This is a genomic window from Streptomyces sp. NPDC053474 (assembly GCF_044544845.1).
Classification (GTDB): Bacteria; Actinomycetota; Actinomycetes; order Streptomycetales; family Streptomycetaceae; genus Streptomyces.
The window spans coordinates 481,220-506,571 of the sequence record NZ_JBITXV010000004.1; the positions used below are offsets into that span (position 1 = coordinate 481,220).

Annotated in this window: 26 protein-coding genes; 19 read left to right on the forward strand and 7 right to left on the reverse strand. The window is 72.5% G+C overall.

Annotated elements, in window-relative coordinates; translation table 11 throughout:
• Positions 1–59 precede the first annotated feature (59 nt).
• Positions 60–1,412, reverse strand: coding sequence for a DUF2252 domain-containing protein (locus ACIG3E_RS12090; protein WP_399614479.1), 1,353 nt, complete (start codon positions 1,410–1,412; stop codon positions 60–62).
• A 231-nt stretch (positions 1,413–1,643) separates the two neighbouring features.
• Here ACIG3E_RS12090 and dnaE point away from each other — a divergent pair, with 231 nt between their 5' ends.
• A complete protein-coding gene (gene dnaE, locus ACIG3E_RS12095; protein ID WP_399614482.1) occupies positions 1,644–5,183 on the forward strand; it encodes a DNA polymerase III subunit alpha in 3,540 nt (1,179 codons plus the stop codon).
• Between the two features lie 88 nt (positions 5,184–5,271).
• Here dnaE and ACIG3E_RS12100 read toward each other — a convergent pair whose 3' ends face one another.
• Complete coding sequence (locus ACIG3E_RS12100; RefSeq protein WP_399614485.1) at positions 5,272–5,451, reverse strand: hypothetical protein; 180 nt, start codon at positions 5,449–5,451, stop codon at positions 5,272–5,274.
• Positions 5,452–5,729: 278 nt separating this feature from the next.
• On the opposite strand from ACIG3E_RS12100, the gene ACIG3E_RS12105 reads away from it, so the two are divergent.
• From ACIG3E_RS12105 to ACIG3E_RS12120, 4 genes are all read left to right on the forward strand, one after another.
• Entirely contained in the window at positions 5,730–6,947 is a 1,218-nt protein-coding gene (locus ACIG3E_RS12105) for an NYN domain-containing protein (RefSeq protein ID WP_399614839.1), read from the forward strand.
• Positions 6,948–7,075: 128 nt separating this feature from the next.
• Positions 7,076–8,113 carry an ABC transporter ATP-binding protein gene (locus ACIG3E_RS12110; RefSeq protein ID WP_399614488.1) on the forward strand — a complete coding sequence of 346 codons (1,038 nt, stop codon included), beginning with the start codon at positions 7,076–7,078 and terminating at the stop codon, positions 8,111–8,113.
• Between the two features lie 46 nt (positions 8,114–8,159).
• Positions 8,160–8,981: an ABC transporter permease gene (locus tag ACIG3E_RS12115; RefSeq protein WP_399614490.1), complete on the forward strand. Its 822-nt coding sequence runs from the start codon at positions 8,160–8,162 to the stop codon at positions 8,979–8,981.
• A gap of 57 nt (positions 8,982–9,038) precedes the next feature.
• Positions 9,039–9,695, forward strand: a complete 657-nt coding sequence (locus ACIG3E_RS12120) for a DUF2567 domain-containing protein (protein ID WP_399614492.1) — start codon at positions 9,039–9,041, stop codon at positions 9,693–9,695.
• A 343-nt stretch (positions 9,696–10,038) separates the two neighbouring features.
• Here the strand turns inward: ACIG3E_RS12120 and ybaK are convergent, their stop codons facing one another.
• From ybaK to ACIG3E_RS12140, 4 genes are all read right to left on the reverse strand, one after another.
• Positions 10,039–10,539, reverse strand: a complete 501-nt coding sequence (gene ybaK, locus ACIG3E_RS12125) for a Cys-tRNA(Pro) deacylase (RefSeq protein WP_399614494.1) — start codon at positions 10,537–10,539, stop codon at positions 10,039–10,041.
• 43 nt (positions 10,540–10,582) lie between these two features.
• Positions 10,583–11,323: an LON peptidase substrate-binding domain-containing protein gene (locus ACIG3E_RS12130; protein ID WP_399614497.1), complete on the reverse strand. Its 741-nt coding sequence runs from the start codon at positions 11,321–11,323 to the stop codon at positions 10,583–10,585.
• 11 nt (positions 11,324–11,334) lie between these two features.
• Positions 11,335–12,351 carry a hypothetical protein gene (locus tag ACIG3E_RS12135; protein WP_242716830.1) on the reverse strand — a complete coding sequence of 339 codons (1,017 nt, stop codon included), beginning with the start codon at positions 12,349–12,351 and terminating at the stop codon, positions 11,335–11,337.
• Between the two features lie 269 nt (positions 12,352–12,620).
• Positions 12,621–14,135, reverse strand: coding sequence for an oxidoreductase (locus ACIG3E_RS12140; RefSeq protein WP_399614840.1), 1,515 nt, complete (start codon positions 14,133–14,135; stop codon positions 12,621–12,623).
• A 370-nt stretch (positions 14,136–14,505) separates the two neighbouring features.
• Between ACIG3E_RS12140 and hisD the strand changes: the two genes are divergently transcribed.
• The 8 genes from hisD to hisF are packed head-to-tail and all read left to right on the forward strand — an operon-like array spanning position 14,506 to position 20,234.
• Positions 14,506–15,837: a histidinol dehydrogenase gene (gene hisD, locus ACIG3E_RS12145; protein ID WP_399614499.1), complete on the forward strand. Its 1,332-nt coding sequence runs from the start codon at positions 14,506–14,508 to the stop codon at positions 15,835–15,837.
• A complete protein-coding gene (locus ACIG3E_RS12150) occupies positions 15,834–16,940 on the forward strand; it encodes a histidinol-phosphate transaminase (RefSeq protein WP_399614502.1) in 1,107 nt (368 codons plus the stop codon). The genes hisD and ACIG3E_RS12150 overlap by 4 nt, the downstream gene beginning before the upstream one ends.
• The gene (gene hisB / locus ACIG3E_RS12155) at positions 16,937–17,530 is read left to right on the forward strand and encodes an imidazoleglycerol-phosphate dehydratase HisB (protein WP_242716818.1); all 594 of its coding nucleotides are present in this window, start codon (positions 16,937–16,939) and stop codon (positions 17,528–17,530) included. Before ACIG3E_RS12150 ends, hisB begins: the two co-directional genes overlap by 4 nt.
• 5 nt (positions 17,531–17,535) lie before the next feature.
• Complete coding sequence (locus tag ACIG3E_RS12160; protein ID WP_171075704.1) at positions 17,536–17,700, forward strand: hypothetical protein; 165 nt, start codon at positions 17,536–17,538, stop codon at positions 17,698–17,700.
• Positions 17,697–18,347, forward strand: a complete 651-nt coding sequence (gene hisH / locus ACIG3E_RS12165; protein WP_399614843.1) for an imidazole glycerol phosphate synthase subunit HisH — start codon at positions 17,697–17,699, stop codon at positions 18,345–18,347. The genes ACIG3E_RS12160 and hisH overlap by 4 nt, the downstream gene beginning before the upstream one ends.
• Complete coding sequence (priA, locus tag ACIG3E_RS12170; RefSeq protein WP_399614507.1) at positions 18,347–19,087, forward strand: bifunctional 1-(5-phosphoribosyl)-5-((5-phosphoribosylamino)methylideneamino)imidazole-4-carboxamide isomerase/phosphoribosylanthranilate isomerase PriA; 741 nt, start codon at positions 18,347–18,349, stop codon at positions 19,085–19,087. Before hisH ends, priA begins: the two co-directional genes overlap by 1 nt.
• Positions 19,084–19,482, forward strand: coding sequence for a RidA family protein (locus tag ACIG3E_RS12175; RefSeq protein WP_399614510.1), 399 nt, complete (start codon positions 19,084–19,086; stop codon positions 19,480–19,482). The genes priA and ACIG3E_RS12175 overlap by 4 nt, the downstream gene beginning before the upstream one ends.
• Positions 19,479–20,234: an imidazole glycerol phosphate synthase subunit HisF gene (hisF, locus tag ACIG3E_RS12180; RefSeq protein WP_399614513.1), complete on the forward strand. Its 756-nt coding sequence runs from the start codon at positions 19,479–19,481 to the stop codon at positions 20,232–20,234. The genes ACIG3E_RS12175 and hisF overlap by 4 nt, the downstream gene beginning before the upstream one ends.
• A gap of 14 nt (positions 20,235–20,248) precedes the next feature.
• On the opposite strand, the gene ACIG3E_RS12185 is transcribed toward hisF, so the two are convergent.
• Complete coding sequence (locus ACIG3E_RS12185; protein ID WP_399614515.1) at positions 20,249–20,884, reverse strand: TIGR03085 family metal-binding protein; 636 nt, start codon at positions 20,882–20,884, stop codon at positions 20,249–20,251.
• An 83-nt stretch (positions 20,885–20,967) separates the two neighbouring features.
• Here ACIG3E_RS12185 and hisI point away from each other — a divergent pair, with 83 nt between their 5' ends.
• The 6 genes from hisI (at position 20,968) to trpC (ending at position 25,352) form a co-directional block, all read left to right on the forward strand.
• Entirely contained in the window at positions 20,968–21,333 is a 366-nt protein-coding gene (hisI, locus tag ACIG3E_RS12190) for a phosphoribosyl-AMP cyclohydrolase (RefSeq protein WP_399614517.1), read from the forward strand.
• Between the two features lie 10 nt (positions 21,334–21,343).
• The gene (locus ACIG3E_RS12195; protein ID WP_399614519.1) at positions 21,344–22,861 is read left to right on the forward strand and encodes an anthranilate synthase component I; all 1,518 of its coding nucleotides are present in this window, start codon (positions 21,344–21,346) and stop codon (positions 22,859–22,861) included.
• 7 nt (positions 22,862–22,868) lie between these two features.
• Positions 22,869–23,525 (forward strand): TIGR02234 family membrane protein, encoded by a 657-nt coding sequence (locus ACIG3E_RS12200; protein WP_399614522.1) that lies wholly within the window; start codon positions 22,869–22,871, stop codon positions 23,523–23,525.
• Between the two features lie 109 nt (positions 23,526–23,634).
• On the forward strand, positions 23,635–23,859 hold the full coding sequence (locus ACIG3E_RS12205) for an HGxxPAAW family protein (RefSeq protein WP_366790737.1): 225 nt from the start codon (positions 23,635–23,637) through the stop codon (positions 23,857–23,859).
• Positions 23,860–23,969: 110 nt separating this feature from the next.
• Positions 23,970–24,407, forward strand: a complete 438-nt coding sequence (locus ACIG3E_RS12210) for a DUF2752 domain-containing protein (protein ID WP_399614525.1) — start codon at positions 23,970–23,972, stop codon at positions 24,405–24,407.
• Between the two features lie 135 nt (positions 24,408–24,542).
• Positions 24,543–25,352: an indole-3-glycerol phosphate synthase TrpC gene (gene trpC, locus ACIG3E_RS12215; protein WP_399614527.1), complete on the forward strand. Its 810-nt coding sequence runs from the start codon at positions 24,543–24,545 to the stop codon at positions 25,350–25,352.

The following is a 25,352-nucleotide window of genomic DNA, read 5'->3' on the forward strand; positions in this document are numbered from 1 at the left end:
AGGGACCCCTAAAGGGTCCCTGTGAATCGGACGCCGCGGCCCCTTGCGGCAGCGGTCCCCTAGAGGCCCGGTATCCGGCCGTTGCGGAAGAGGTCGACGAAGACCTGGTGGTCGGCGCGCGCCCGGGCGCCGTAGCCGTGGGCGAAGTCCACGAGGAGGTCCGCGAAGCCCTCCTCGTCGGCCGCGATGGCGGCGTCGATCGCCCGCTCCGTGGAGAAGGGCACCAGGTCCGAGTGGCCGCTCTCGTCGTCCGCCGCGGCGTGCATCGCGGCGGTGGCCCGGCCCAGGTCGGCGACCACCGCGGCGATCTCCTCCGGGTCGTCGATGTCCGCCCAGTCCAGGTCGACCGCGTACGGCGACACCTCGGCGACGAGCTGGCCCGCGCCGTCCAGCTCGGTCCAGCCGAGCCAGGGGTCGGCGTGCGCCTGCAGGGCGCGCTGCGAGATGACCGTGCGGTGGCCCTCGTGCTGGAAGTACGCGCGGATCGAGGCGTCCGTCACATGGCGCGAGACGGCGGGGGTCTGGGCCTGCTTGAGGTAGATCACGACGTCGTTCTCCAACGCGTCGCTGTTGCCCTCCAGGAGGATGTTGTACGAGGGCAGCCCGGCCGAGCCGATGCCGATGCCGCGGCGGCCCACGACGTCCTTCACGCGGTAGGAGTCCGGGCGGGTCAGGGAGGACTCCGGGAGCGTCTCCAGATAGCCGTCGAAGGCCGCGAGGACCTTGTAGCGCGTGGCGGCGTCCAGCTCGATGGAGCCGCCGCCGGGCGCGAAGCGGCGCTCGAAGTCGCGGATCTCCGTCATCGAGTCCAAGAGCTCGAAGCGGGTCAGGGAGCGGGCGGCGCGCAGCGCGCCGAGCAGCGGGCCCTCGGCGGTGTCGAGCGTGAAGGGGGGCACTTCCTCGCTCTTGGCGCCCGTCGCCAGGTCGTGGATCCGCGCGCGGTACGCCGCCGCGTAGGTCCGCACCAGGCCGGTGATCTGCTCGTCGCTGAGCGCCTTCGTGTAGCCGATCAGGGCGAGCGAGGCGGCGAAGCGCTTCAGGTCCCAGGTGAAGGGGCCGACGTACGCCTCGTCGAAGTCGTTCACGTTGAAGATCAGGCGGCCCTGGGCGTCCATGTACGTGCCGAAGTTCTCCGCGTGCAGGTCGCCGTGGATCCACACCCGGCCCGTGCGGTCGTCCAGGTACGGACCGGTGTGTATCTCCCCGCCGTCGCGCCCGGCGTGCTCGCGCTCCAGGTCGTGGTAGAAGAGGCAGGCCGTGCCCCGGTAGAACGCGAAGGCGGAGGCCGCCATCTTCCGGAACTTCACCCGGAACGCCGCGGGGTCGGCGGCGAGCAGCTCGCCGAAAGCGGTGCCAAAGACGGCGAGGATCTCCTCGCCGCGCTGCTCGGCGGTGGGCTGCGGGACCGACATCGCGGGGTGCCTCCTGGTGTGACATTCGGGACAGGCGTTCCATGTCCCCTGCCCTCTTCCAACGCCCGACCGTACTCCTCAGTGCCGCTCGGCTGTCAGTGACCCGGACTAGACTTCCCCGCTGTCCCCCCAGACTGTCCGCAGCCTGTCGCCGAGCGCTCTCCCGTCACCCGACCACCGCCCCTCACCGAGGCGCTTCGCGCCGCAGCATTTTCCTTGGAGGCCAAAGCCGTGTCGAAGCCGCCCTTCACGCACCTGCACGTGCACACCCAGTACTCGCTCCTGGACGGCGCGGCGCGGCTGAAGGACATGTTCAAGGCGTGCAACGACATGGGCATGACCCACATCGCCATGTCGGACCACGGCAACCTCCACGGGGCGTACGACTTCTTCCACAGCGCCCAGAAGGCCGGGGTCACCCCGATCATCGGCATCGAGGCGTACGTGGCGCCGGAGTCGCGGCGCAACAAGCGCAAGATCCAGTGGGGCCAGCCGCACCAGAAGCGGGACGACGTCTCCGGTTCGGGTGGTTACACGCACAAAACGATCTGGGCGGCGAACAAGACGGGCCTGCACAACCTCTTCAAGCTGTCCTCGGACGCGTACGCCGAGGGCTGGCTGCAGAAGTGGCCCCGCATGGACAAGGAGACGATCTCCCAGTGGTCGGAGGGGCTCATCGCCTCCACCGGCTGCCCGTCCGGCGAGCTCCAGACCCGCCTGCGCCTCGGCCAGTTCGACGAGGCCCTGAAGGCCGCGTCGGAGTACCAGGACATCTTCGGCAAGGACCGGTACTTCCTGGAGCTGATGGACCACGGCATCGAGATCGAGCGCCGGGTCCGCGACGGCCTCCTGGAGATCGGCAAGAAGCTCGGCATCCCCCCGCTGGTCACCAACGACTCGCACTACACGTACGCGCACGAGGCGACCGCCCACGACGCCCTGCTCTGCATCCAGACCGGCAAGAACCTCTCGGACCCCGACCGCTTCCGGTTCGACGGCACCGGCTACTACCTGAAGTCCACGGACGAGATGTACGCCGTCGACTCCTCGGACGCCTGGCAGGAGGGCTGCCGCAACACCCTCCTGGTGGCCGAGCAGATCGACACCACCGGCATGTTCGAGAAGCGCGACCTCATGCCGAAGTTCGACATCCCCGAGGGCTTCACCGAGGTCACCTGGTTCCAGGAGGAGGTCCGCCGCGGCATGGAGCGCCGCTACCCGGGCGGCGTCCCCGAGGACCGCCAGAAGCAGGCCGAGTACGAGATGGACACGATCATCTCGATGGGCTTCCCGGGATACTTCCTTGTCGTCGCCGACTTCATCATGTGGGCCAAGAAGCAGGGCATCGCGGTGGGCCCCGGCCGAGGCTCCGCGGCCGGCTCGATCGTCGCGTACGCCATGGGCATCACCGACCTCGACCCGATCACGCACGGCCTGATCTTCGAGCGGTTCCTGAACCCCGAGCGCATCTCCATGCCCGACGTCGACATCGACTTCGACGAGCGCAGGCGCGTCGAGGTGATCCGGTACGTGACGGAGAAGTACGGCTCCGACAAGGTCGCCATGATCGGCACCTACGGCAAGATCAAGGCGAAGAACGCCATCAAGGACTCCGCCCGCGTCCTCGGCTATCCGTACGCGATGGGCGACCGCCTCACCAAGGCCATGCCCGCCGACGTCCTCGGCAAGGGCATCGACCTCGACGGCATCACCAACCCCTCCCACCCGCGCTACAGCGAGGCGGGCGAGATCCGGGCGATGTACGAGAACGAGCCGGACGTGAAGAAGGTCATCGACACCGCCAAGGGCGTCGAGGGCCTGGTCCGGCAGATGGGCGTGCACGCCGCGGGCGTCATCATGTCCAGCGAGCCGATCGTCGACCACGCCCCGATCTGGGTGCGGCACACCGACGGCGTCACCATCACGCAGTGGGACTACCCGCAGTGCGAGTCGCTCGGCCTGCTGAAGATGGACTTCCTCGGCCTGCGCAACCTCACGATCATGGACGACGCCGTCAAGATGGTGAAGGCCAACAAGGGCATCGACCTGGAGATGCTCGACCTCCCGCTCGACGACCCCAAGACCTTCGAACTGCTCTGCCGCGGTGACACGCTCGGCGTGTTCCAGTTCGACGGCGGCCCGATGCGCTCGCTGCTCCGCCAGATGCAGCCCGACAACTTCGAGGACATTTCCGCCGTCTCGGCCCTGTACCGGCCGGGCCCCATGGGAATGAACTCGCACACGAACTACGCGGAGCGCAAGAACGGCCGCCAGGAGATCACCCCGATCCACCCGGAGCTGGAAGAGCCGCTCAAGGAGACCCTGGGCCTCACCTACGGCCTGATCGTGTACCAGGAGCAGGTGCAGAAGGCCGCCCAGATCATCGCCGGGTACTCCCTCGGCGAGGCCGACATCCTCCGCCGCGTGATGGGCAAGAAGAAGCCGGAGGAGCTGGAGAAGAACTTCGGCATCTTCCAGGCGGGCGCCCGCAAGAACGGCTACTCCGACGAGGCGATCCAGGCCCTGTGGGACGTCCTGGTCCCGTTCGCCGGATACGCGTTCAACAAGGCGCACTCCTCCGCGTACGGCCTGGTCACGTACTGGACCGCGTATCTGAAGGCGAACTACCCGGCCGAGTACATGGCGGCGCTGCTCACCTCGGTGAAGGACGACAAGGACAAGTCGGCCGTCTATCTGAACGAGTGCCGCCGCATGAAGATCAAGGTCCTCCCGCCGAACGTCAACGAGTCGGTGCACAACTTCGCCGCCCAGGGCGACGACGTGATCCTCTTCGGCCTCGAAGCCGTCCGGAACGTGGGCACCAACGTGGTGGACGCGATCATCCGCTCCCGCAAGGCCAAGGGGAAGTACGCCTCCTTCCCCGACTACCTGGACAAGGTCGAGGCCGCCGCCTGCAACAAGCGCACCACGGAGTCGCTGATCAAGGCCGGTGCCTTCGACACCATGGGGCACACCCGCAAGGGCCTGACCGCGCAGTACGAACCGATGATCGACAACGTGGTCGCGGTCAAGCGCAAGGAGGCCGAGGGCCAGTTCGACCTCTTCGGCGGCATGGGCGAGGACGACTCAAGCGAGCCCGGCTTCGGCCTGGACGTGGAGTTCTCCGAGGACGAGTGGGACAAGACCTATCTGCTCGCCCAGGAGCGCGAGATGCTCGGTCTGTACGTGTCCGACCACCCCCTCTTCGGCCTGGAGAACGTGCTCTCGGACAAGGCCGACGCGGGCATCGGACAGCTCACCGGCGGGGACTTCTCCGACGGCGCCGTCGTCACCATCGGCGGCATCATCTCCGGCCTCCAGCGCAAGATGACCAAGCAGGGCAACGCCTGGGCCATCGCCACCGTCGAGGACCTCGCGGGCTCCATCGAGTGCATGTTCTTCCCGGCGACCTACCAGCTGGTGTCGACCCAGCTCGTCGAGGACGCCGTGGTCTTCGTCAAGGGCCGCCTGGACAAGCGCGAGGACGTGCCCCGGCTCGTCGCGATGGAGCTCCAGGTCCCCGACCTGTCGAACGCGGGCACCAACGCCCCGGTCCTCATCACCATCCCCACGGTGAAGGTGAGCCCGCCGATGGTCACCCGGCTCGGCGAGATCCTCAGCCACCACAAGGGCAACAGCGAGGTGCGGATCAAGCTCCAGGGGGCGCAGAAGACCACGGTGCTGCGGCTCGACCGGCACCGCGTGAAGCCGGACCCGGCCCTCTTCGGCGACCTGAAGGTGCTGCTCGGCCCGTCCTGCCTGACGGGCTGAGGCGCGGCGGGCCGAGACGGGCCGAAGCACGGCAGACTGAGGGGCGCACCCCGCCGGGGTGCGCCCCTCATGTGTGCCTGTGCGGAAATCAGTTGTGGCCGAAACGGCGCTGGTGCTTGCGGGCGACGTCCGCCGGGCTGCCCTGGGCCTGTGCCTGGGGCTGGGCCTGTGCCTCCATGGCCGACTTCTGGGCCTCCTCGCGGCCGCGCTCGGCGGCCTGGGAGCCCTTCTGCTGCTGGTTGCGGTCGCGGTTCTTGTTCTTGGCCATGGTGATCTTCCTCCTGCGAAGGAATCGGGGGGCCAGGACCCGACAAGGCTCACATGAAATGAAGAAAGCCGCATGTCGGGCAATCACCGTGCGTAATAGGGGCCGCCGGAGGGTACGGAGCCGGTACGCCACGCCGAAGATCGAGTTCCGGCCGTTAACCTCCGCGAGGTCGGGCAGACTCGAAGCAAACCCGAAGTGACCCCTGTGGGGACCGTTCGGAGTACCCGCAGGGAGCTGTCGGGCAACGCCAGCCAGACCAGGGAAAGAGGGTGGATCGCGTGGACCGCTGCGTCGTCCTGGTGGACGCCGGGTATCTGCTGGGAGCCGCCGCGAGCCTCCTCGCGGGAGAGCCGTCCCGGTCCAGGATCACCGTCGATCACGCCGCGCTCATCCAGGGCCTGCGCGAGCGCGCCGAGTCCGACACCGAGCGGCCGCTCCTTCGCATCTACTGGTTCGACGGCGCGCCCGACCGCGTGCCGCAGCCGGAGCACCGCAGGCTGCGCGTCATGCCGCGCGTGACCGTCCGGCTGGGCGCCCTGACCCGCAGCGACGGGCGGTGGGCGCAGAAGGGCGTGGACGCCGCCATGCACGCCGAGCTGACGGAGCTGGCCCGCAACCGCGCCTGCTCCGACGTCGTGCTCGTCACCGGAGACGGCGATCTGCTGCCCGGCATGATGGCCGCCAAGGAGCACGGCGTCGCCGTCCACCTGTGGGCCGTCCAGGCCGCCGACGGCGACTACAACCAGTCCGAGGACCTCGTCGCCGAGGCCGACGAGCGACGCGTCCTCGACCGTGCCTGGATCACCAAGGCCGTCCGCGCCAAGGAACTCGGCGGCGTCTGCGCGCCACCGCCCGCGCCCCGGCCCGAGATCGCCGCGATCCTCTCCGCGCCGCTGCCCGAGTCCGCCCTGACCGCCGCCGCGGAGTCCGCCGAGCAGCCCGCGGCCCAGCACGTGACCGCCTCCCCGCGCGCCCAGGAGAACGGCGACCGGGCCGCCAAGGGCGTCCCCACCCCCAAGGACCTCGCCGCCCTGCGCGGCCCCGGGCCGGTCACGACGGGCAAGGAGCACACGAGCGCGACCCTGCGCTGGTCGTCGGACAGGGGCTGGGTCGACCGCCCCGGCGCCCCCTCCGAGTCCGCCGAGGCCGCCGCGCTGCCCACGCTCGCCCAGCTCACCACGGCCGAGCAGCGCTGGGCCGACCGCGAGGAGGACATCACCACCGTCGGCGGGGATCCGTACGAGGTGGGGCAGGTCTTCGCGCGCCGCTGGATGGCGCGCCTGCCCGAGCAGCACAACCTGCAGAAGCTGTCCGCGATGTACCCGCGCATCCCGCACCGCGTCGACGGCGAGCTGCTGCGCTACGCCGCCCGCTTCGGGCTGCTCGCCCACAAGGACGACCAGATCGACGAGCACGACCGCTATGCGATCCGTGCCGGATTCTGGCGGGAAATCGACGTTCGTACCGCCGCCGAGCACGCGCCTGCCGGGGAGTGAGGGGCTTCGCGGGGCCCGCGGCGAGGGCCGGATAAGAACCCTCCAGGGGTTCGCGGCGCGCCCGGACGGACGCGTGAGGCCCGCCCCGCGCGCCCCGCCGCGCGGCCGACCCCGTACCCTCGTCCTTCGTGAGTACGCGCGCGGCACAGGCAGTCCGAGGGGGGCTCCGGCAGGGGCACGGCAGCGATGCCGTCTGCGTGGTGCGCGATCTGGTCAAGGTCTACCCGGCCGCCCGGGCCAGACGCGGCAGGCCCGCGACGCCCGAGGTGCGCGCCAGCGACGGCGTCGGCATCCGGGTGGGCCGCGGCGAGATCTTCGGCCTCCTCGGGCCCAACGGCGCCGGGAAGTCCACCCTCGTACGCCAGCTGACCGGCCTCATGCGCCCCGACAGCGGCAGCGTCGAGGTCCTCGGCCACGACATCGTGCGCCACCCGGAGCGGGCCGCCCGGCTGCTCGCCTACCTCGGCCAGGAGTCGACCGCCCTCGACGAGCTGACCGTCTCCCTCGCCGTCGAGACGACCGCGCGCCTGCGCGGCCTCGACGCGGCCCGCGCCCGGGCCCAGCGCGACGACGTCCTCGACGAGCTCGGGCTCACCCCGCTCGCCTCCCGGCCCCTGAAGAAGCTCTCCGGCGGCCAGCGCAGGCTCGCCTGCTTCGCCACCGCCCTCGTCGGGGAGCGGCGGCTGCTCGTGCTCGACGAGCCGACGACCGGCATGGACCCGGTCGCGCGGCGCGCGGTGTGGGGCGCGGTCGACCGGCGGCGCGCCGAGCGCGGCACGACCGTCCTGCTCGTCACGCACAACGTCATCGAGGCCGAGACCGTGCTCGACCGCGTCGCCGTGCTCGACCACGGCAAGGTCATCGCCTGCGACACGCCCACCGGCCTGAAGGAGAAGGTCGCGGGCGAGGTGCGGGTGGAGCTCGTGTGGCGGGAGCGGGCGCCCGTCGACGTCCCGGAGGTCGCCGCGCTGCGGTCGTCCGCCGTGGAGTCCGGGCGCCGCTGGACGCTGCGGCTCGCGCCGGAGGAGGCCAGGGCGGCCGTCGCCGCGGTCACGGGCGGCGGCGCCTTCGCCGCGCTCGACGACTTCACGCTGGCCACGCCCAGCCTGGAGGACGTGTATCTGGCCCTCGGCGGGCGCGGCGGGGACGGACTGGTGAAGTCGTGAGGGACCGAGCCGTGAAGCGTTGGGACGTCTGCAGGAAGGTTGTCCGTTGAGTGCCGTTCCCCTGGAGGCCGTGGTCCGGGCCGAGGACGACCGCGCGGCGGCGGTGGACGTGGCGGCGCCGCTGGGGCCGCGGGCCCGGATGCTTCCCGCCCTGGCCGCGGTCTACCGCGCCCAGCTGTCGCGGGCCCGGGTCGCGCGCATCCCGCTGCTCTTCGTCGCCACCTTCCAGTCGGTCGGCATCATGATCCTCATGCGCGGGGTCGTGGACGGCGGCAGCGAGGCCCGCGCGGTCGTGGCCGGTTCGTCCGTCCTCGTCGTGGCCTTCGTCGCGCTGAACCTGCTCGCCCAGTACTTCGGCCAGCTGCGCGGCGACGGTGGGCTCGACCACTACGCCACGCTGCCCGTGCCGCCCGCCGCCGTCGTGCTCGGCGCGGCGGCCGCGTACGCCTCCTTCACCGTGCCCGGCACCATCGTCACGGCGGTCGTCGGCTGCGGGCTCTTCGGCCTGCCCCTGACGCACCTGTGGGTGCTCGCCGCGGTGATCCCGCTCGCCGGTGCCGCGCTCGCCGGGCTCGGCGCCGCCCTCGGGCTGCTCGCGCCCCGGCCGGAACTGGCCACCTTGCTCGGCCAGATGGGCATGTCGGCGGCGCTCCTGCTCGGCGTCCTGCCCGCCGAGCGGATGCCGGGCCTCCTCCAGTACGCGCGCGACCTGCTGCCCTCCACGTACGGCGTCGAGGCGCTCGCCCGCACCTTCAGCGGCGACCCCGACTGGGGCGTCGTGCTGCTCGACCTCGGGGTGTGCGCGGCCGTCGGTGTGGTCTCGCTGACCGTCGCCACCTGGGCCTACCGGCGCGCGGCCGTGCGCTGACCGGGGCCGCGTCCGTCCGGTGGCGCGGTTCTCAGGGAGAGCTGGCACCATGTGTGCGTGACCGCACCGCTGACGCCCTCCCAACCGCCGCAGCCCGAGCCCGAACACGATCCCTGGCAGGCGCCGCAGGCCTCCGCGCACGCGCCGGGGCCCGGGGCCGACACCTGGCACGAGGAGGGCGAGCCCGGCATGAAGCGCGAAATCGGGCAGGCCGCGGTGATCGCGGCCGCGGTGGCGGTCAGCGGCGTGCTGCTCGGCCTGCTGTGGCTGTGGCTGGCGCCCCGGGTGCCGCTGATCGCGGACAAGCAGGCGGTCTACCTCAAGGACACCGAGGGCGAGCAGGCCATCGGGGTCGACGGAACGTTCACCCTGCTGGGGCTCGCGTTCGGCTTCGTCAGCGCGCTCGTCGTCTTCCTCGTACGGCGGCGGGGCGGCATTCCGCTGGTCGTCGGGCTCGCCGCGGGGGCGCTGCTCGGGGCGGTGCTCGCGTGGAAGGTGGGCGTGTGGTTCGGGCCCGACACGGATGTGGTGGCGCACGCGCGGTCCGTGGGGCGGGGGGTCGTGTTCGACGCGCCGATGGAGCTGAACGCGAAGGGGGTGCTGCTTGCGTGGCCCGTCGCCGCGATGGTCGTGCACCTCGTGCTCACGGCGCTCTTCGGGCCCCGGGATCCGGAGCCGTTCTCTTCCTACGGGGCCCGGCAGGAGCAGGCCTGACCCTGCCGGGGGCTCCCCGCTGTACCCATTAGCGCGCTCCGCGCGCGGGCGCCCCTTCCCGATTCCTGGGGGCTCCGCCCCCAGACCCCCGCTCCTCAAACGCCGGAGGGGCTGATTCTTAACCCTGGCCCGAGCCGGAGATCTTTCAGCCCGTCCGGCGTTTGAGGACGAGGCGCGGAGCGCCGAAAAGCGGGAGGTCCAAGGGGGCGGAGCCCCCAGGGGGAGGGCTCAGGCCGGGCGGCGGCCGTGGTTTGGCTTGGATTTGCGCACCCGCCACTTCCGCTTTCTCGTTTTCTTCGACATGGGTGTCGTCCTAGTCGAGGAACACGAAGGCGTCGAGGGCCTATTCACGCCCGATCGGAGCCAGCACGGCCGAGGTGAGGGTGGCCAGGTCGGCGGGGGAGAGCTCCACCTCCAGGCCCCGGCGGCCCGCCGAGACGCAGATCGTGGCGTGGGCCGAGGCCGAGTCGTCCAGGACCGTGCGGAGCCTCTTGCGCTGGCCCAGGGGGGAGATGCCGCCGCGCACATAGCCCGTGGTGCGCTCCGCCGCGGCCGGGTCCGCCATGACCGCGCGCTTGCCGGAGACCGCCGCCGCCAGGGCCTTGAGGTCGAGCGAGCCCGCGACCGGCACGACGGCCACGGTCAGCTCGCCGTCGACCTCGGCGACCAGGGTCTTGAAGACGCGGTCGGGGGACACGCCCATCGCCTCGGCGGCCTCGTCGCCGTACGAGGGGTGGGACGGGTCGTGGTCGTACGCGTGGAGGGTGAAGGCGACGCCCGCACCCGTGAGGGCGACCGTCGCCGGAGTGCCGCCCGCCTGGGACTTCTTCTGCTTCTTCGCCACTTCGCCTGCCCGTGGGGATGTGTCGGGATACGTCCGGGGTACGTCAGTTGAGGCTCGTCGCGCCGCGCGTCAGCTCCGTCGCGGGCAGCGACGGCAGATTGCGGATGATCGCGGTCTCGCTGCGCAGCAGCGTCAGCTCGTCGCGCAGCCTGGAGGCCGTGTCGGCGGCCTCCAGGAGGCGCTGCTTGGTGGGGGTGTCCAGGACCGCGGCCGCCGCGACCAGGTACGACACCACCGACGGGTCGTCCGGCAGTTCCGTGCCCGTCGACAGGGACCGCTCCCGCGCGCCCGCGAGGCGCTTCTGGTAGGAGCGGAAGGCCCGCAGGACGCCCTCGGCCAGGGCTCCCGCCTCGTCGCCGGGCTCCTCCGGCAGCGGTTCGAGCTCCGCCGTGAGGTACGCGCCGGAGGCGTCGACCGAGCGCAGCCGCATCCGGGTGGTGCCGGTGGCGAGCACCTCGAAGCCGCCGTCCTCGCGCTCGCGGATGGTCGCCGCGTCCGCGACGCAGCCCACCGCGTGGAAGGCCCGCAGCGGGTCGTCGCCGAAGCCCGCGGCGGGGCCCTGCTCGGGCCGGGCCGTCTGGTCGGGGAGGCCGGGCGCGCTCGGGGCGACCTCGCTGCCGTCGCGGATCGCCACGACGGCGAACTGCCGCTGGTCCTCGTCGGGAGACTTGAGCAGGTCGCGCATCATGGCGCGATAGCGCTCCTCGAAGACGTTCAGGGGCAGTACGAGCCCCGGGAACAGCACCGAGTTGAGTGGGAACAGGGGGAGCCGGACGGTCGTCACGAGCCGAAAGCCTAACGGCCGCCGGTGACCCCGCCGTCCGCGCGGCCGCGTCCGGACCGCAGCGGGGTGCGCGCGGCCACCTCGATGCGGACGCCGTCGCGCAGCTCCAGGAACTGTCCGAGCGGGTCGTCGGCGATCCGGTCCCAGGGGAACGAGGTCGCGTACGGGCCGATCAAGCGGAACTGGTCGAGCGCTTCCTGCCAGCGCTCCAGGCGGATGAGGACGTACGCCAGGAGGTTGCGCACCTCGGCGGGCCACGGGTCGGCGGGCGCGTAGGAGGCCGAGAGCGCGATGGCCAGGTCGGCGGCCCCGTCCAGGCGCTCGCGCGGCAGTCGGCCGCCGCCGCCCGCGAGGTACGCGAACGCGGCCCGCACCGGGAGCGCCTGTATCAGCGACCCGGGCAGCGCGTCCGCGGCGGCGCGCTCCGCGAAGTCGAAGCACTCGGTGTGCGAGCCGTACCAGGCCGCGGAGAGGTACATCAGCGCCGAGGCGTGACAGCCGTAGTGGTACGAGGAGCGGCGCACCGCCTGGCCCCACAGCTCCTCGAAGTCGGAGTGCGAGGCGTGGGTGCCACGGGCGTGGTCCAGGGCCACGCGCCAGGGCACGGGGTCGCGCGGGTCGGCCGCGGCCGCCGCCGTGATCAGCGGGCTCACCTCGCGCAGGAGCTCGGCGCGCGCGGGCGACTCCCAGCCGCGCACCACCGCGAGCTCGGCCTTGAGCAGCAGGGCGTCCGGGTCGTGCGGGGCGACGGTCAGCCAGTCGTCGAACCACTCGGGCCGGGAGCGGGCGAAGGCGGCGAGGCGGGTGGCGTACCGGTCGCGGTTCTCCCACTCGGCGGCCTCGCGGGTGGTGGCGAGCAGCTTGGCGGCCGGGCCGTGGTCGCCGCGGCCCGCCGCCACGAGGGCCGGGCCGAGGCGGTCGTCCGGCACGTCGAGCAGCACCTCGTCGGCGGCGGGGAGGCCGTCGGCCAGCTGGGGGGTGTGCCGGACCATGCGGGCGGTGCGGATGAGGGCGCGCAGCAGTGGCATGTGCGGTCCCCCTCGTGCGCCTGGACGTTCTGGTGCGGTCGTTGCTGTTGACGGGTGGGGTGGAGGGTTGGTTGTGCGGGGCCGTGTAACGGTTCGGCCGCGAATCGGGGCCCTCGCGGGTGCGCCCCAGGCCCGCCCCTTCCCGAACCGGGGGCTGCCGCCTCCGTGCCCCCCGCCCTTTTCGGCGCTCCGCGCCTCGTCCTCAAACGCCGGACGGGCTGAAACTGTCGCCGGTTGCGGCAGTGTTTTAGCCTCTCCGACGTTTGCGGTCAGTTCCTGCGGAGGAGGCGGGTCGCGCCCGCGGCCACCGTCGTGGCCAGGATCCAGCCCGTGAGGATCAGGGCCGCCGCGAACCACTGCCAGCCGCCGCGCAGCTGCCAGTAGGTGTCCTGGCCCAGGTCGATGACGGGCAGGAGCAGGTCGAGGGCGAACAGGGCCGGGTTCCAGTCGGGGTGCTCGCCCTCCTTGAGGGGCGGGTGGTCGGCGCGGGAGAAGGCGATCGCGCTCGCCGCCCACAGGACCGCCATCCACAGCGCGGCCCGCCCCGGCCGGTAGCCGTAGGCCACCGTCCAGTCCTGCGCGTACCCCCAGAGCTTGGCCGCCAGCGGCAGCGTCTCGCGGCGGCGGCGCTGCTTGGCGAGCAGCACCTCGCGGGCGTCGGCGTCCTCGCCGCCGTTGCGCAGGACGGCGGCGAGCTTCTCGTACGGCTCGGGGTTGTACTCGGCGGTGGCCGCGGCCACCCACTCCAGGCGCCGCGACAGCGGGAAGCCGCTCTGCGGGATGAGGTTCTCGTACGTGAAGCCGCCCATCTGGAGGGCGCCGGGGCCCGGCCAGCTCGTCGCCCGGTCCATCAGGTTGACGACGCGGGCGCCGGACAGGACGACCTTGCCGCGCTGCGGGGCCTCGCCGAGGAAGCGCAGCTCGGGCGTCTGCACCCGGCGGAGCGACACCTCCTGGTCGTCCTTGAGCGTGAAGCGGGCCTGGCCGAAGTCCACCGCGTCGCCGAAGCGCCCGTCGTCGAGGCGGATGCCGCCCTCGCAGCTGAAGCGCTGGACGCGGGTCCCGCGCGCGGGTGTCGTACCGCTGGTCTGCGGTGGATTGCCGACCCCCGCGGGCGTCAGATACAGGGTGCGCTCGACGGTGAGCTGCGGGGCGTTCAGGGCGTAGCGGCCGTACGGGTTGGACAGCAGGCTGCCGCGCAGGCTCAGGCTGACGCCGACCTTCGCGCCGCGCAGGCGCAGCTCGCCGTGCGACTCCAGCATCTCGGCCTGGAGGTCCTGCCCGACGGTCATGCCGTCGGCCATCAGCGAGCGGGCGCGCCGGTCGCGGTAGACGACGGCCTGGTTGAGCAGCAGGTCCGTGCCGATGTGGGCGTCGGTCAGGCGCATGCCGTTGTGGACGCGGCAGCGCGGCAGGTGCAGATCGCCCTCGGTGTGCAGCCGGGCGGCCTCCAGGCGGGGGATGGAGCAGTCGACCATGCGCAGCGTGGTGAAGCGGGCCTCCGGCAGGAGGACCTCCTTCTCGAAGCGGCAGCCCTTCAGCTCCGTGTACGGCACCACCGTGCCGCCCGCGAGGTCCAGGACGTCCGTGATCTGTACGCCCGTGAGCTTCAGGGACGACACCCGGCCCGCGAGCGCGGGCGGCCCGTCGAGCAGCAGCCAGGCAAGGATGCGGGCCCGCACGCTGCGCTCGGGGCCCCAGGGATGGGCGCCGTGCGGATCGTCGACCGTGGCGTTGCCCGACCGCAGGTCGTACACCGTGCCGTTGCGGAACGCCTGCCACATCCCGATCTCCGCGGCGGTCAGCCCGTCCGGCGGGTCGCCGGTGCCGGTGTCGTCGACCACTGGTGTCGTCCTCCCGTGGATGCTCTGGGGCGTCCGTGTCTCGTACAAACGTTCATGCCCGCTCCGCGACGGCCTGAACGCTAGCGGTTCGCGGGCGTCCGCGGGCTGTTTGTGGCTGGTCGCGCCCGCGCGGCGGAGCCGCACATCGATGCGGCCCGCGCCCCTTCGGGGCGCTCCCGCCGGACGGCGCCGGATATGCGGAACGCGAGGCTCCGGCGTGGGGCGCCCAGTCGCCCGGTGGCGGACCGTCTCGTATCACTCACTGATACGGCCGACCGGCCGCCCACGGCCGTCTGCGAGAATTGGCCATGTGATCTCTCGAATCGATCTGCGCGGCGAGGCCCTCCCCGAGGGTCCCGCACTGCGCGCCCTGCTGCCCCGTGCCGACTTCGACGTCGCGGCCGCCCTGGAGAAGGTGCGGCCCATCTGCGAAGACGTGCATCATCGCGGCGACGCGGCGCTGATCGAGTACGCGGAGAAGTTCGACGGCGTGCGCCTGGAGCGGGTCCGGGTGCCCGCGGCCGCGCTCGCCGAGGCCCTCGCGGGCCTCGACCCGGACGTGCGCGCCGCCCTGGAGGAGTCCATCCGCCGGGCCCGCACCGTCCACCGCGCCCAGCGCCGCGCCCCGCACACCACCCAGGTCGTGCCCGGCGGCTCGGTCACCGAGAAGTGGGTGCCGGTCGAGCGCGTGGGCCTCTACGCCCCGGGCGGCCGGTCCGTCTACCCCTCCTCCGTGATCATGAACGCGGTGCCCGCGCAGGAGGCGGGCGTCGCCTCCATGGCCCTCGCCTCGCCCCCGCAGGCCGACTGCGGTGCCTTCAGCGGAATGCCGCACCCGACGATCCTCGCGGCCTGCGCGCTCCTCGGCATCGACGAGGTGTACGCGGTCGGCGGTGCCCAGGCCGTGGCGATGTTCGCGTACGGCACCGAGGAGTGCGCCCCGGCCAACATGGTCACCGGGCCCGGCAACATCTGGGTCGCCGCCGCCAAGCGGTACTTCACCGGCCGCATCGGCATCGACACCGAGGCGGGCCCCACAGAGATCGCGGTCCTCGCCGACGACACCGCGGACCCGGCGCACATCGCGTCCGACCTGATCAGCCAGGCCGAGCACGACCCGCTCGCGGCCGCCGTGCTGGTCACGGACTCCGTGGCCCTTGCGGACGCGGTGGCCAAGGAGCTGGAGCCGCAGGTCGCCGCCACCAAGCACGTCGAGGACCGGATCGTGCCCGCCCTGAGCGGCCGCCAGTCCGCGATCGTGCTCGTGGACGGCCTGGAGGAGGGCCTGCGCGTCGTCGACGCGTACGGCGCCGAGCACCTGGAGATCCAGACCGCCGACGCCCCCGCCGTCGCGGACCGGGTGAAGAACGCGGGCGCGATCTTCGTCGGCCCGTGGGCGCCGGTCTCGCTCGGCGACTACTGCGCGGGCTCCAACCACGTGCTGCCCACCGGCGGCTGCGCCTGCCACTCCTCGGGCCTGTCCGTCCAGTCCTTCCTGCGCGGCATCCACATCGTGGACTACACCCGCGACGCCCTCGCCGAGGTCGCCCACCACGTGGTGACGCTCGCCGAGGCCGAGGACCTGCCCGCGCACGGGGCCGCCATCAAGGCGAGGTTCGGCTGGAAGGTGCCGGGCCAGTGACGCGGATCGACGACCTCCCCGTACGGGACGAGCTGCGCGGCAAGTCCCCGTACGGCGCCCCCCAGCTCGACGTCCCCGTCCGGCTGAACACCAACGAGAACCCGTACCCGCTGCCCGAGCCCCTCGTCGAGCGCATCGCCGAGCGCGTCCGCGAGGCCGCGCGCGGTCTGAACCGCTACCCCGACCGGGACGCCGTCGAGCTGCGCACGGAGCTGGCGAAGTACCTCACCCGCACCGGCGGCCACGAGGTCACCCGCGCCCACGTCTGGGCGGCGAACGGCTCGAACGAAATCATCCAGCAGCTCCTGCAGACCTTCGGCGGCCCCGGCCGCACCGCCATCGGCTTCGAGCCCTCGTACTCGATGCACGCCCTGATCGCGCGCGGCACCGGCACCGGCTGGATCTCCGGACCGCGACGCGACGACTACACGATCGACGTCGAGGCCGCCACCACGGCCATCGCCGAGAACGCGCCGGACGTCGTCTTCATCACCACCCCCAACAACCCCACGGGCAACGCCGTGCCCCGCGAGGCCGTCATCGCCCTGTACGACGCCGCCCAGGCCGCCAAGCCGTCCATGGTCGTGGTCGATGAGGCGTACGTGGAGTTCAGCCACGGCGCGTCGCTGCTCCCGCTGCTCGAAGGGCGGCCGCACCTGGTGGTCTCGCGCACCATGTCCAAGGCGTTCGGCGCCGCGGGCCTGCGCCTCGGCTATCTGGCCGCCGACCCGGCGGTCGTGGACGCCGTCCAGCTGGTGCGCCTGCCGTACCACCTGTCGGCCGTCACCCAGGCCACCGCGCTCGCCGCCCTGGAGCACACGGACACGCTCCTCGGGTACGTCGAGCAGCTCAAGGCCGAGCGCGACCGCCTCGTCACCGCGCTGCGGGACCTCGGCTTCGACGTGACGGAGTCGGACGCCAACTTCGTCCAGTTCGGGCGGTTCGCCGACGCCCACCACGCCTGGCGGCGGATCCTCGACCACGGGGTCCTCGTCCGCGACAACGGCGTGCCCGGCATGCTGCGGGTGACCGCGGGAACCCCCGCCGAAAACGACGCGTTCCTCGATGCGGTACGCGCACTGAAGAAGGAGCAGGGAGCATGAGCCGCCTAGGCCGTGTCGAACGGACCACCAAGGAGACCTCGGTCGTCGTCGAGATCGACCTCGACGGCACCGGCAAGGTCGACGTGTCGACCGGGGTCGGCTTCTACGACCACATGCTCGACCAGCTCGGCCGCCACGGCCTGTTCGACCTCACGGTCAAGACCGAGGGCGACCTGCACATCGACACCCACCACACCATCGAGGACACCGCCCTCGCGCTCGGCGCCGCCTTCAAGCAGGCGCTCGGCGACAAGGTGGGCATCTACCGCTTCGGCAACTGCACGGTGCCGCTCGACGAGTCCCTCGCCCAGGTCACCGTCGACCTCAGCGGCCGCCCGTACCTGGTGCACACGGAGCCCGAGAACCTGGCCCCGATGATCGGCGCGTACGACACGACGATGACCCGGCACATCTTCGAGTCCTTCGTCGCCCAGGCGCAGATCGCCCTGCACATCCACGTGCCGTACGGGCGCAACGCCCACCACGTCGTCGAGTGCCAGTTCAAGGCCCTCGCGCGAGCGCTGCGGTACGCCAGCGAGCGCGACCCGCGCGCCGCGGGGATCCTCCCCTCCACCAAGGGAGCGCTGTAAACCGCATGAACGGCATCTCCACCATGCTGATCTTCGTCGGGCTCTTCCTGCTCGGCGGCGTCTACTCCTTCGCCAAGCAGAAGCAGTCCAAGAGCCTGATCACACTGCTCTCCATCGGCGCGGGAATGTGCCTGCTCGCGGGCATCGTCCGCCTGGAGGTGTGGAATTGACCTCCGCCGGATCCGCCAAGAAGGTCGTCGTCCTCGACTACGGCTTCGGGAACGTACGGTCCGCCGAGCGCGCCCTCGCCCGCGTGGGCGCCGACGTCGAGATCACCCGTGACTACGACACGGCCATGAACGCCGACGGGCTCCTGGTGCCCGGCGTGGGCGCCTTCGCCGCCTGCATGCGGGGCCTGAAGTCCGTGCGCGGCGACTGGCTCGTCGGCCGCCGCCTGTCCGGCGGCCGCCCCGTCATGGGCATCTGCGTCGGCATGCAGATCCTCTTCGCGCAGGGCATCGAGCACGGCGTCGAGACCGAGGGCCTGGACGAGTGGCCCGGCACCGTCGAGCCCCTGAAGGCCGACGTCGTGCCCCACATGGGCTGGAACACGGTCGAGGCCCCCGAGGGCTCCGAGCTGTTCCGCGGCCTGGACGCGGACGAGCGCTACTACTTCGTGCACTCCTACGCTGTCCAGGACTGGTCCCTGGAGACCGCGAACCCGGCCATGCGCGCCCCTAAGGTCACCTGGGCCACGCACGGCTCGCCCTTCGTGGCGGCCGTCGAGAACGGCGCCCTGTGGGCCACGCAGTTCCACCCCGAGAAGTCCGGCGACGCCGGAGCGCAGCTGCTGAAGAACTGGATCGGAACCCTCTGATGGCCCCTGACACGGCCCCGAAGCTCGAACTCCTCCCGGCCGTCGACGTCCGCGACGGACAGGCCGTGCGCCTCGTGCACGGCGAGTCCGGCACGGAGACCTCGTACGGCTCCCCCCTCGAGGCCGCCCTCGCCTGGCAGCGCGCGGGCGCCGAGTGGCTGCACCTGGTCGACCTCGACGCCGCCTTCGGCACCGGCGACAACCGCGACCTGATCGCCGAGGTCACCGGGGCCATGGACATCAAGGTCGAGCTCTCCGGCGGCATCCGCGACGACGCCTCGCTGGCCGCCGCGCTCGCCACCGGCTGCACCCGCGTGAACCTCGGCACGGCCGCCCTGGAGACCCCCGAGTGGGTCGCCAAGGTCATCGCCGAGCACGGCGACAAGATCGCCGTCGGCCTCGACGTGCGCGGCACCACGCTGCGCGGCCGCGGCTGGACCCGCGACGGCGGCGACCTGTACGAGACCCTGGAGCGCCTCAACGCCGAGGGCTGCGCCCGCTACGTGGTCACCGACATCGCCAAGGACGGCACGCTCCAGGGCCCGAACCTGGAACTCCTGAAGAACGTCTGCGCCGCCACCGACCGCCCGGTCGTCGCCTCCGGCGGCGTCTCGTCCCTGGACGACCTGCGCGCGATCGCCTCGCTGGTCCCGCTGGGCGTCGAGGGGTCGATCGTCGGCAAGGCGCTGTACGCCAAGCAGTTCACCCTGGAAGAGGCCCTGGAGGCCGTGTCCCGATGACTGGTGTACGGCGCGTGCAGAGCGGCAGCCCCTGGGAAGAGGCCTTCGGTTTCGCGCGCGCCGTCGCCGCGGGCGACCGGGTGGTGGTCGGCGGCACGACGGCCTTCCGGGGCGACGTCCTGCACGGCGAGGGCGACCCCCACGAGCAGGCGCGGGTCGCCTTCGCCAACGCCCTTGAGGCGCTGGGGGAGTTCGGCCTCGGCGCCGACTCCGTGATCCGCACCCGGATGTATCTGACCCATGCGCGGGACGTCGACGAGGTGGGCCGGGCGCACCAGGAGTTCTTCGGCTCCGTACGCCCGGTGACGACCATGGTGGTCGTGTCCGGCTTCGTCGACCCGCGCATCATGGTCGAAGTAGAACTAGAGGCGTACCGAGAGGCTTCATCCGCATGACCCTGGCCGTACGAGTGATCCCCTGCCTCGACGTGGACAACGGCCGCGTCGTCAAGGGCGTCAACTTCCAGAACCTGCGCGACGCGGGCGACCCCGTCGAGATGGCGAAGGTCTACGACGCCGAGGGCGCCGACGAGCTGACCTTCCTGGACATCACCGCCTCGTCCGGCAACCGCGAGACCACCTACGACGTGGTCCGCCGCACCGCCGAGCAGGTCTTCATCCCGCTCACCGTCGGCGGCGGCGTGCGCACCGCCGAGGACGTCGACAAGCTGCTGCGCGCGGGCGCCGACAAGGTCGGTGTGAACACCGCCGCCATCGCCCGCCCCGACCTGATCCGCGAGATCGCCGAGCGCTTCGGCCGCCAGGTCCTCGTCCTGTCGGTGGACGCCCGCCGCACGGAGTCGGGCGCCTTCGAGGTCACCACGCACGGCGGCCGGAAGTCCGCCGGGATCGACGCCGTCGAGTGGGCCCATCGGGCCGCCGAGCTCGGCGCGGGCGAGATCCTGCTCAACTCGATGGACGCCGACGGCACGAAGGACGGCTACGACCTCGACATGATCGAGGCCGTCCGCAAGCACGTCACCGTCCCCGTCATCGCCTCCGGCGGCGCGGGCCGCCTCGACCACTTCCCGCCCGCCGTGGCCGCGGGCGCCGACGCGGTCCTCGCCGCGTCCGTCTTCCACTTCGGCGACCTGCGGATCGGCGAGGTGAAGGAGACCCTGCGGACGGCGGGGCACCCGGTGCGCTGACCCGCCCGGCGGCGCTAGAGCCCCAGCTGCTTGGTCTCGTGGAGCTTGGCCACGGCCTCCTTGTCGCCCTCCAGCTCCACGTCCGCCACCTCCTGGCGGCCGAAGACGAACATCAGGAGCTCGGCGGGCTCCCCGGTGGCCGTGACCACCGGAGTGCCGCGGTGGGCCACCGCCGTCTGCCCGTCGGGGCGGCGCAGGACCAGGCCCACGGGCGCCTTGCGGCCCATGACGCGGGCCGTGCGCTCCAGGCGCGCCCACAGGGCGTCGGAGAAGACGGGGTCGAGCTCGCGTGGGGTCCAGCCGGGCTCGGCACGGCGCACGTCCTCGGTGTGGACGTAGAACTCGACGGCGTTCGCCGCCTCGTCGACCTGCTTCAGATTGAAGGGCGAGAACCGCGGCGGACCCGTGCGGATCAGCTGGATCAGCTCCTCGTACGGCTTCGCGGCGAACTCGGCCTGCACCCGCTGCAGACGGGACGCGAGCTGCTTGATCACGATTCCGCCCGCGGCGTCCGCGCGCCGCTCGCGCACCACCACGTGCGCGGCGAGATCACGGGTGCTCCAGCCCTCGCACAGGGTCGGTGCGTCCGGTCCCGCCGCCTCCAGGAGGTCGGCGAGGAGGAGTCGTTCACGCTTGGCATGGGTCGACATGGGAGCCAGCGTACGACCGCGCGCGCGGTCCGCACAGTGGACCTCCGCGGGGCGCGCCGCCCGGGCGCGGCACAATGGCCGACATGAGCAGCACGCCCGCACCCAGCAGCCTCGACCCCGAGATCGCCGCCCGCCTCAAGCGCGGCGCCGACGGTCTCTTCCCCGCCGTCGCCCAGCAGTACGACACCGGTGAGGTGCTGATGCTCGGCTGGATGGACGACGAGGCGCTGCACCGCACCCTGACCACGGGCCGCTGCACCTACTGGTCGCGCAGCCGCCAGGAGTACTGGGTCAAGGGGGACACCTCCGGGCACGTCCAGCACGTGAAGTCCGTCGCCCTCGACTGCGACGCCGACACCGTCCTCGTCAAGGTCGACCAGGTCGGCGCCGCCTGCCACACGGGCACGCGCACCTGCTTCGACTCCGACGTGCTCCCGCTCGGCCAGTAGGGTCGCCCCCATGGATCTTGAGACCTTCCGCAAGCTCGCGGCCGACCGCCGAGTGATCCCCGTCAGCCGCCGGCTCCTCGCCGACGGCGACACCCCGGTCGGGCTCTACCGCAAGCTCGCCGCCGAGCGGCCCGGCACCTTCCTCCTGGAGTCCGCGGAGAACGGCCGCGCCGACTTCCTCTGGTCTCGCTACTCCTTCGTCGGCGTGCGCAGCTCCGCCGCCCTGACCGTGCGCGACGGCGAGGCCCACTGGCTGGGCACCCCGCCGGTCGGCGTGCCGACCTCCGGCGACCCGCTCGCCGCGCTGCGCGCCACCGTCGCCGCCCTGCACACCCCGCGCGACCTCACCGGGGCCGAGGGCCTGCCGCCCTTCACCGGCGGCATGGTCGGCTACCTCGGCTACGACATCGTGCGCCGCCTGGAGAAGATCGGCCCCGGCGAGGTCGACGACCTCGGCCTGCCCGAGCTCACCATGCTGCTGACCAGCGACCTCGCCGTACTCGACCACTGGGACGGCTCGGTCCTGCTCATCGCCAACGCGATCAACCACAACGACCTCGACACCGGCGTCGACGAGGCCCACGCCGATGCCGTGGCCCGGCTCGACGCCATGGAGGCCGACCTGTCGCGGCCGGTCGCGCAGCCCCCGGCCGCCCTGCCGCCGTCCGCGCTGCCGGAGTTCACCGCCCGCTGGGGCGGCCGCGACTACCAGGTGGCCGTCGAGGACATCAAGGAGCGCATCCGCGCGGGCGAGGCCTTCCAGGTCGTGCCCTCACAGCGGTTCGAGACGCCCTGCGCGGCCAGCGCCCTGGACGTCTACCGGGTGCTGCGGGCCACCAACCCCTCCCCGTACATGTACCTGTTCCGCTTCGAGGGGTTCGACGTCGTCGGATCGAGCCCCGAGGCCCTGGTCAAGGTCGAGGACGGGCGCGCCATGGTGCACCCCATCGCCGGGACCCGCCCGCGCGGCGCCACGCCCAAGGAGGACCAGGAGCTCGCCGACGAGCTCCTCGCCGACCCCAAGGAGCGCGCCGAGCACCTGATGCTCGTCGACCTCGGCCGCAACGACCTCGGGCGCGTCTGCGAGCCGGGCTCCGTCGAGGTCGTGGACTTCATGTCCATCGAGAAGTACTCGCACGTCATGCACATCGTGTCGACGGTCACCGGCCGCGTCGCCGCCGGCCGCTCCGCCTTCGACGTGCTCACCGCCTGCTTCCCCGCGGGCACCCTCTCCGGCGCCCCCAAGCCCCGCGCGATGCAGATCATCGACGAGCTCGAACCCGCCCGGCGCGGCCTGTACGGCGGCTGCGTCGGCTATCTCGACTTCGCGGGCGACTCCGACACCGCCATCGCCATCCGCACCGCGCTCCTTCGCGACGGCACCGCCTACGTCCAGGCCGGGGCGGGCGTCGTCGCCGACTCCGACCCCGTCGCCGAGGACACCGAGTGCCGCAACAAGGCCGCCGCCGTGCTCCGCGCCATCCATACCGCCAACCGCCTGCACACCGCCGCGGGCCGTGAGGGATAGTGGACGGGTGACTTCTGCCCTGCCGACGCCCCGTACCGAGGACGCACCCCAGGCCGCCGCGGGCCGTACCGCGCGCGGCGGCGGCCGCCGCAGCCTCGCCGCCGCCCTGCTGCTCGGCGCCGCGGGCGCGGCCCTGGCGCTGCTCGCCTCCCGGCAGTCCTGGGCGCACGGCTCCACGGCCGTCGCGGGCGGTGACTTCCCGCTGACCGCCAAGGGCAGCGACGTCACGGGCGTGCCCGCCGCGCTCGCGATAGTCGGCCTGGCCGCGCTCGTCGCGGTCTTCGCCGTCCGCCGCGCCGGGCGCGTGCTCGTGTCGGCGCTGCTCGCCCTCAGCGGCGTCGGCATCGCCGTCGCGGCGCTGCTCGGCGCGAGCGACCGCGCGGCCCTCGACGAGAAGGCCGCGACCGCCTCCGGCGACGCCGCGGCCGAGGTCGCCGGGCTCAGCCACACCGGCTGGCCGTACGCGGCCGTGGCCGCCGGCGTGCTCATCCTGGCCGCGGGGCTGCTCGCCCTGACCCGCGGCCGCGCCTGGCCCGCCATGTCCGGCCGCTACGAGCGCGACGGCGCCCCGCGCCCGCGGGCCCGCCGCGCCCCGGACCCCGACCGCCCCGAGGACCTGTGGAAGGCCATCGACCGGGGCGAGGACCCGACACAGGCCGGCTAGCGGCCGTGCCGACCTGCCGGGACACCCCGGCACAGGGCATGATCCCGCGTACGGGACAATGGACCCAGCGTTCAACACACGCACAGCCACAGCTAACGAGGAGCAAGTCATGGCGGGACATGGCCACGGACACACCCCGGCCGCCTGGACCGGTGTCATCATCGCCTTCATCGGTTTCTGCGTCGCGGGTGCCTTCATGGTGATGGCGAAGCCCGTCGGCTTCTGGGCCGGTATGGCGATCATCCTCGTCGGCGGCATCGTCGGCGGCGCGATGCGCCTCGCGGGCTTCGGCCAGAAGCCGCACCAGCACCAGGTGGCCGGCTCCGAGAGCTGACCGCGCGCGTACGCCGACGGGGCGGCCGGGACACACGTCCGGCCGCCCCGTCGGCGTACCACCCGGGTGCCCGGACGGCGCCCGGCCGACGCGCGGGGGACAATGCCCCGGTGACCGCCGAACAGGAGACCGCCGCGCCCACGGGCGCGGGCCCCGCGCTGCGCCGCCTCGCCGTGCCGCTCGGCGTGCTCGGCTCCGTCGCCGCCGCCTTCGCGTACGTCGCCACCGTCGACCCGAACGAGCCCGGCCACTACCCGACCTGCCCGCTGCTGTACTTCACGGGCGTGTACTGCCCCGGCTGCGGCGGTCTGCGCAGCGCGTACGCCTTCGCCCACGGCGACCTCACCACGGCCCTCGGCGCCAACGCCGTCGCCGTCGTCGGCTACGGCCTCTTCGCCGTCCTGTGGGTGCTGTGGGCCGTCCGGGCGGTGCGCGGCAGACCCGCGCGGATCGACCTCGGCCGGGCCCAGCTGTGGGCCGTCGGGACCGTCCTCGCGCTCTTCACCCTCGTACGCAATCTGCCGTTCGGGTCCTGGCTGCACCCCTAGCGGCCTCCGGGAGGCCGCCGCGGAACCGGCGTAGAGTCCAGGTAGTGAGAGCCTCGTCAACCGGATGCGAGTACTACGCCGTGCTGCGGATACCATCGCAGTGACCATCGGAAAGCAGGGAAGGGGGCCGCTCGCGTGAGTGTGCTCGACGAGATCATCGACGGAGTCCGTGCCGACCTCGCACAGCGGCAGGCGCGCGTCAGCCTCGACGAGCTCAAGGAGCGCGCGGCGAAGGCCCCGGCGGCCAAGGACGGCGCGGCCGCGCTGCGCGGTGAGGGCGTCAAGGTCATCTGCGAGGTCAAGCGCTCCAGCCCGTCCAAGGGCGCGCTCGCCGCGATCGCCGACCCGGCGGCCCTCGCCGCCGACTACGAGGCGGGCGGCGCCGCCGTCATCTCCGTGCTCACCGAGGAGCGCCGCTTCGGCGGCTCGCTCGCCGACCTGGAGGCCGTGCGCGCCAAGGTCGACATCCCGGTGCTCCGCAAGGACTTCATCGTCACCTCGTACCAGCTGTGGGAGGCCCGCGCGTACGGCGCCGACCTCGCCCTGCTGATCGTCGCGGCCCTCGACCAGCCCGCCCTGGAGTCGCTGATCGAGCGCGCCGAGTCCATCGGCCTCACCCCGATCGTGGAGGTCCACGACGAGGACGAGGCCGAGCGGGCCCTCGACGCGGGCGCCCGCGTCATCGGGGTGAACGCGCGCGACCTGAAGACCCTCAAGGTCGACCGCGCCACGTTCGAGCGCGTCGCGCCCGAGCTGCCCGACTCCGTGGTGAAGATCGCCGAGTCCGGCGTGCGCGGGCCGCACGACCTCATCGCCTACGCGAACGCGGGCGCCGACGCGGTGCTCGTGGGCGAGTCCCTCGTCACCGGCCGCGACCCGAGGGCCGCCGTGTCCGACCTGGTCGCGGCGGGCGCCCACCCGGCCCTGCGGCACGGCCGGAGCTGA

What these genes read in the sequence shown, in the direction of transcription:
- ACIG3E_RS12090 (WP_399614479.1), bottom strand. Translation starts at nt 1,412, where the DNA reads ATGTCGGTCCCGCAGCCCACCGCCGAGCAGCGCGGCGAGGAGATCCTC.
- ACIG3E_RS12100 (WP_399614485.1), bottom strand. Translation starts at nt 5,451, where the DNA reads ATGGCCAAGAACAAGAACCGCGACCGCAACCAGCAGCAGAAGGGCTCC.
- ACIG3E_RS12135 (WP_242716830.1), bottom strand. Translation starts at nt 12,351, where the DNA reads ATGCCACTGCTGCGCGCCCTCATCCGCACCGCCCGCATGGTCCGGCAC.
- ACIG3E_RS12140 (WP_399614840.1), bottom strand. Translation starts at nt 14,135, where the DNA reads ATGTGGCAGGCGTTCCGCAACGGCACGGTGTACGACCTGCGGTCGGGC.
- hisB (WP_242716818.1), top strand. Translation starts at nt 16,937, where the DNA reads ATGAGCCGCCTAGGCCGTGTCGAACGGACCACCAAGGAGACCTCGGTC.
- ACIG3E_RS12160 (WP_171075704.1), top strand. Translation starts at nt 17,536, where the DNA reads ATGAACGGCATCTCCACCATGCTGATCTTCGTCGGGCTCTTCCTGCTC.
- priA (WP_399614507.1), top strand. Translation starts at nt 18,347, where the DNA reads ATGGCCCCTGACACGGCCCCGAAGCTCGAACTCCTCCCGGCCGTCGAC.
- ACIG3E_RS12175 (WP_399614510.1), top strand. Translation starts at nt 19,084, where the DNA reads ATGACTGGTGTACGGCGCGTGCAGAGCGGCAGCCCCTGGGAAGAGGCC.
- hisF (WP_399614513.1), top strand. Translation starts at nt 19,479, where the DNA reads ATGACCCTGGCCGTACGAGTGATCCCCTGCCTCGACGTGGACAACGGC.
- ACIG3E_RS12185 (WP_399614515.1), bottom strand. Translation starts at nt 20,884, where the DNA reads ATGTCGACCCATGCCAAGCGTGAACGACTCCTCCTCGCCGACCTCCTG.
- hisI (WP_399614517.1), top strand. Translation starts at nt 20,968, where the DNA reads ATGAGCAGCACGCCCGCACCCAGCAGCCTCGACCCCGAGATCGCCGCC.
- ACIG3E_RS12195 (WP_399614519.1), top strand. Translation starts at nt 21,344, where the DNA reads ATGGATCTTGAGACCTTCCGCAAGCTCGCGGCCGACCGCCGAGTGATC.
- ACIG3E_RS12205 (WP_366790737.1), top strand. Translation starts at nt 23,635, where the DNA reads ATGGCGGGACATGGCCACGGACACACCCCGGCCGCCTGGACCGGTGTC.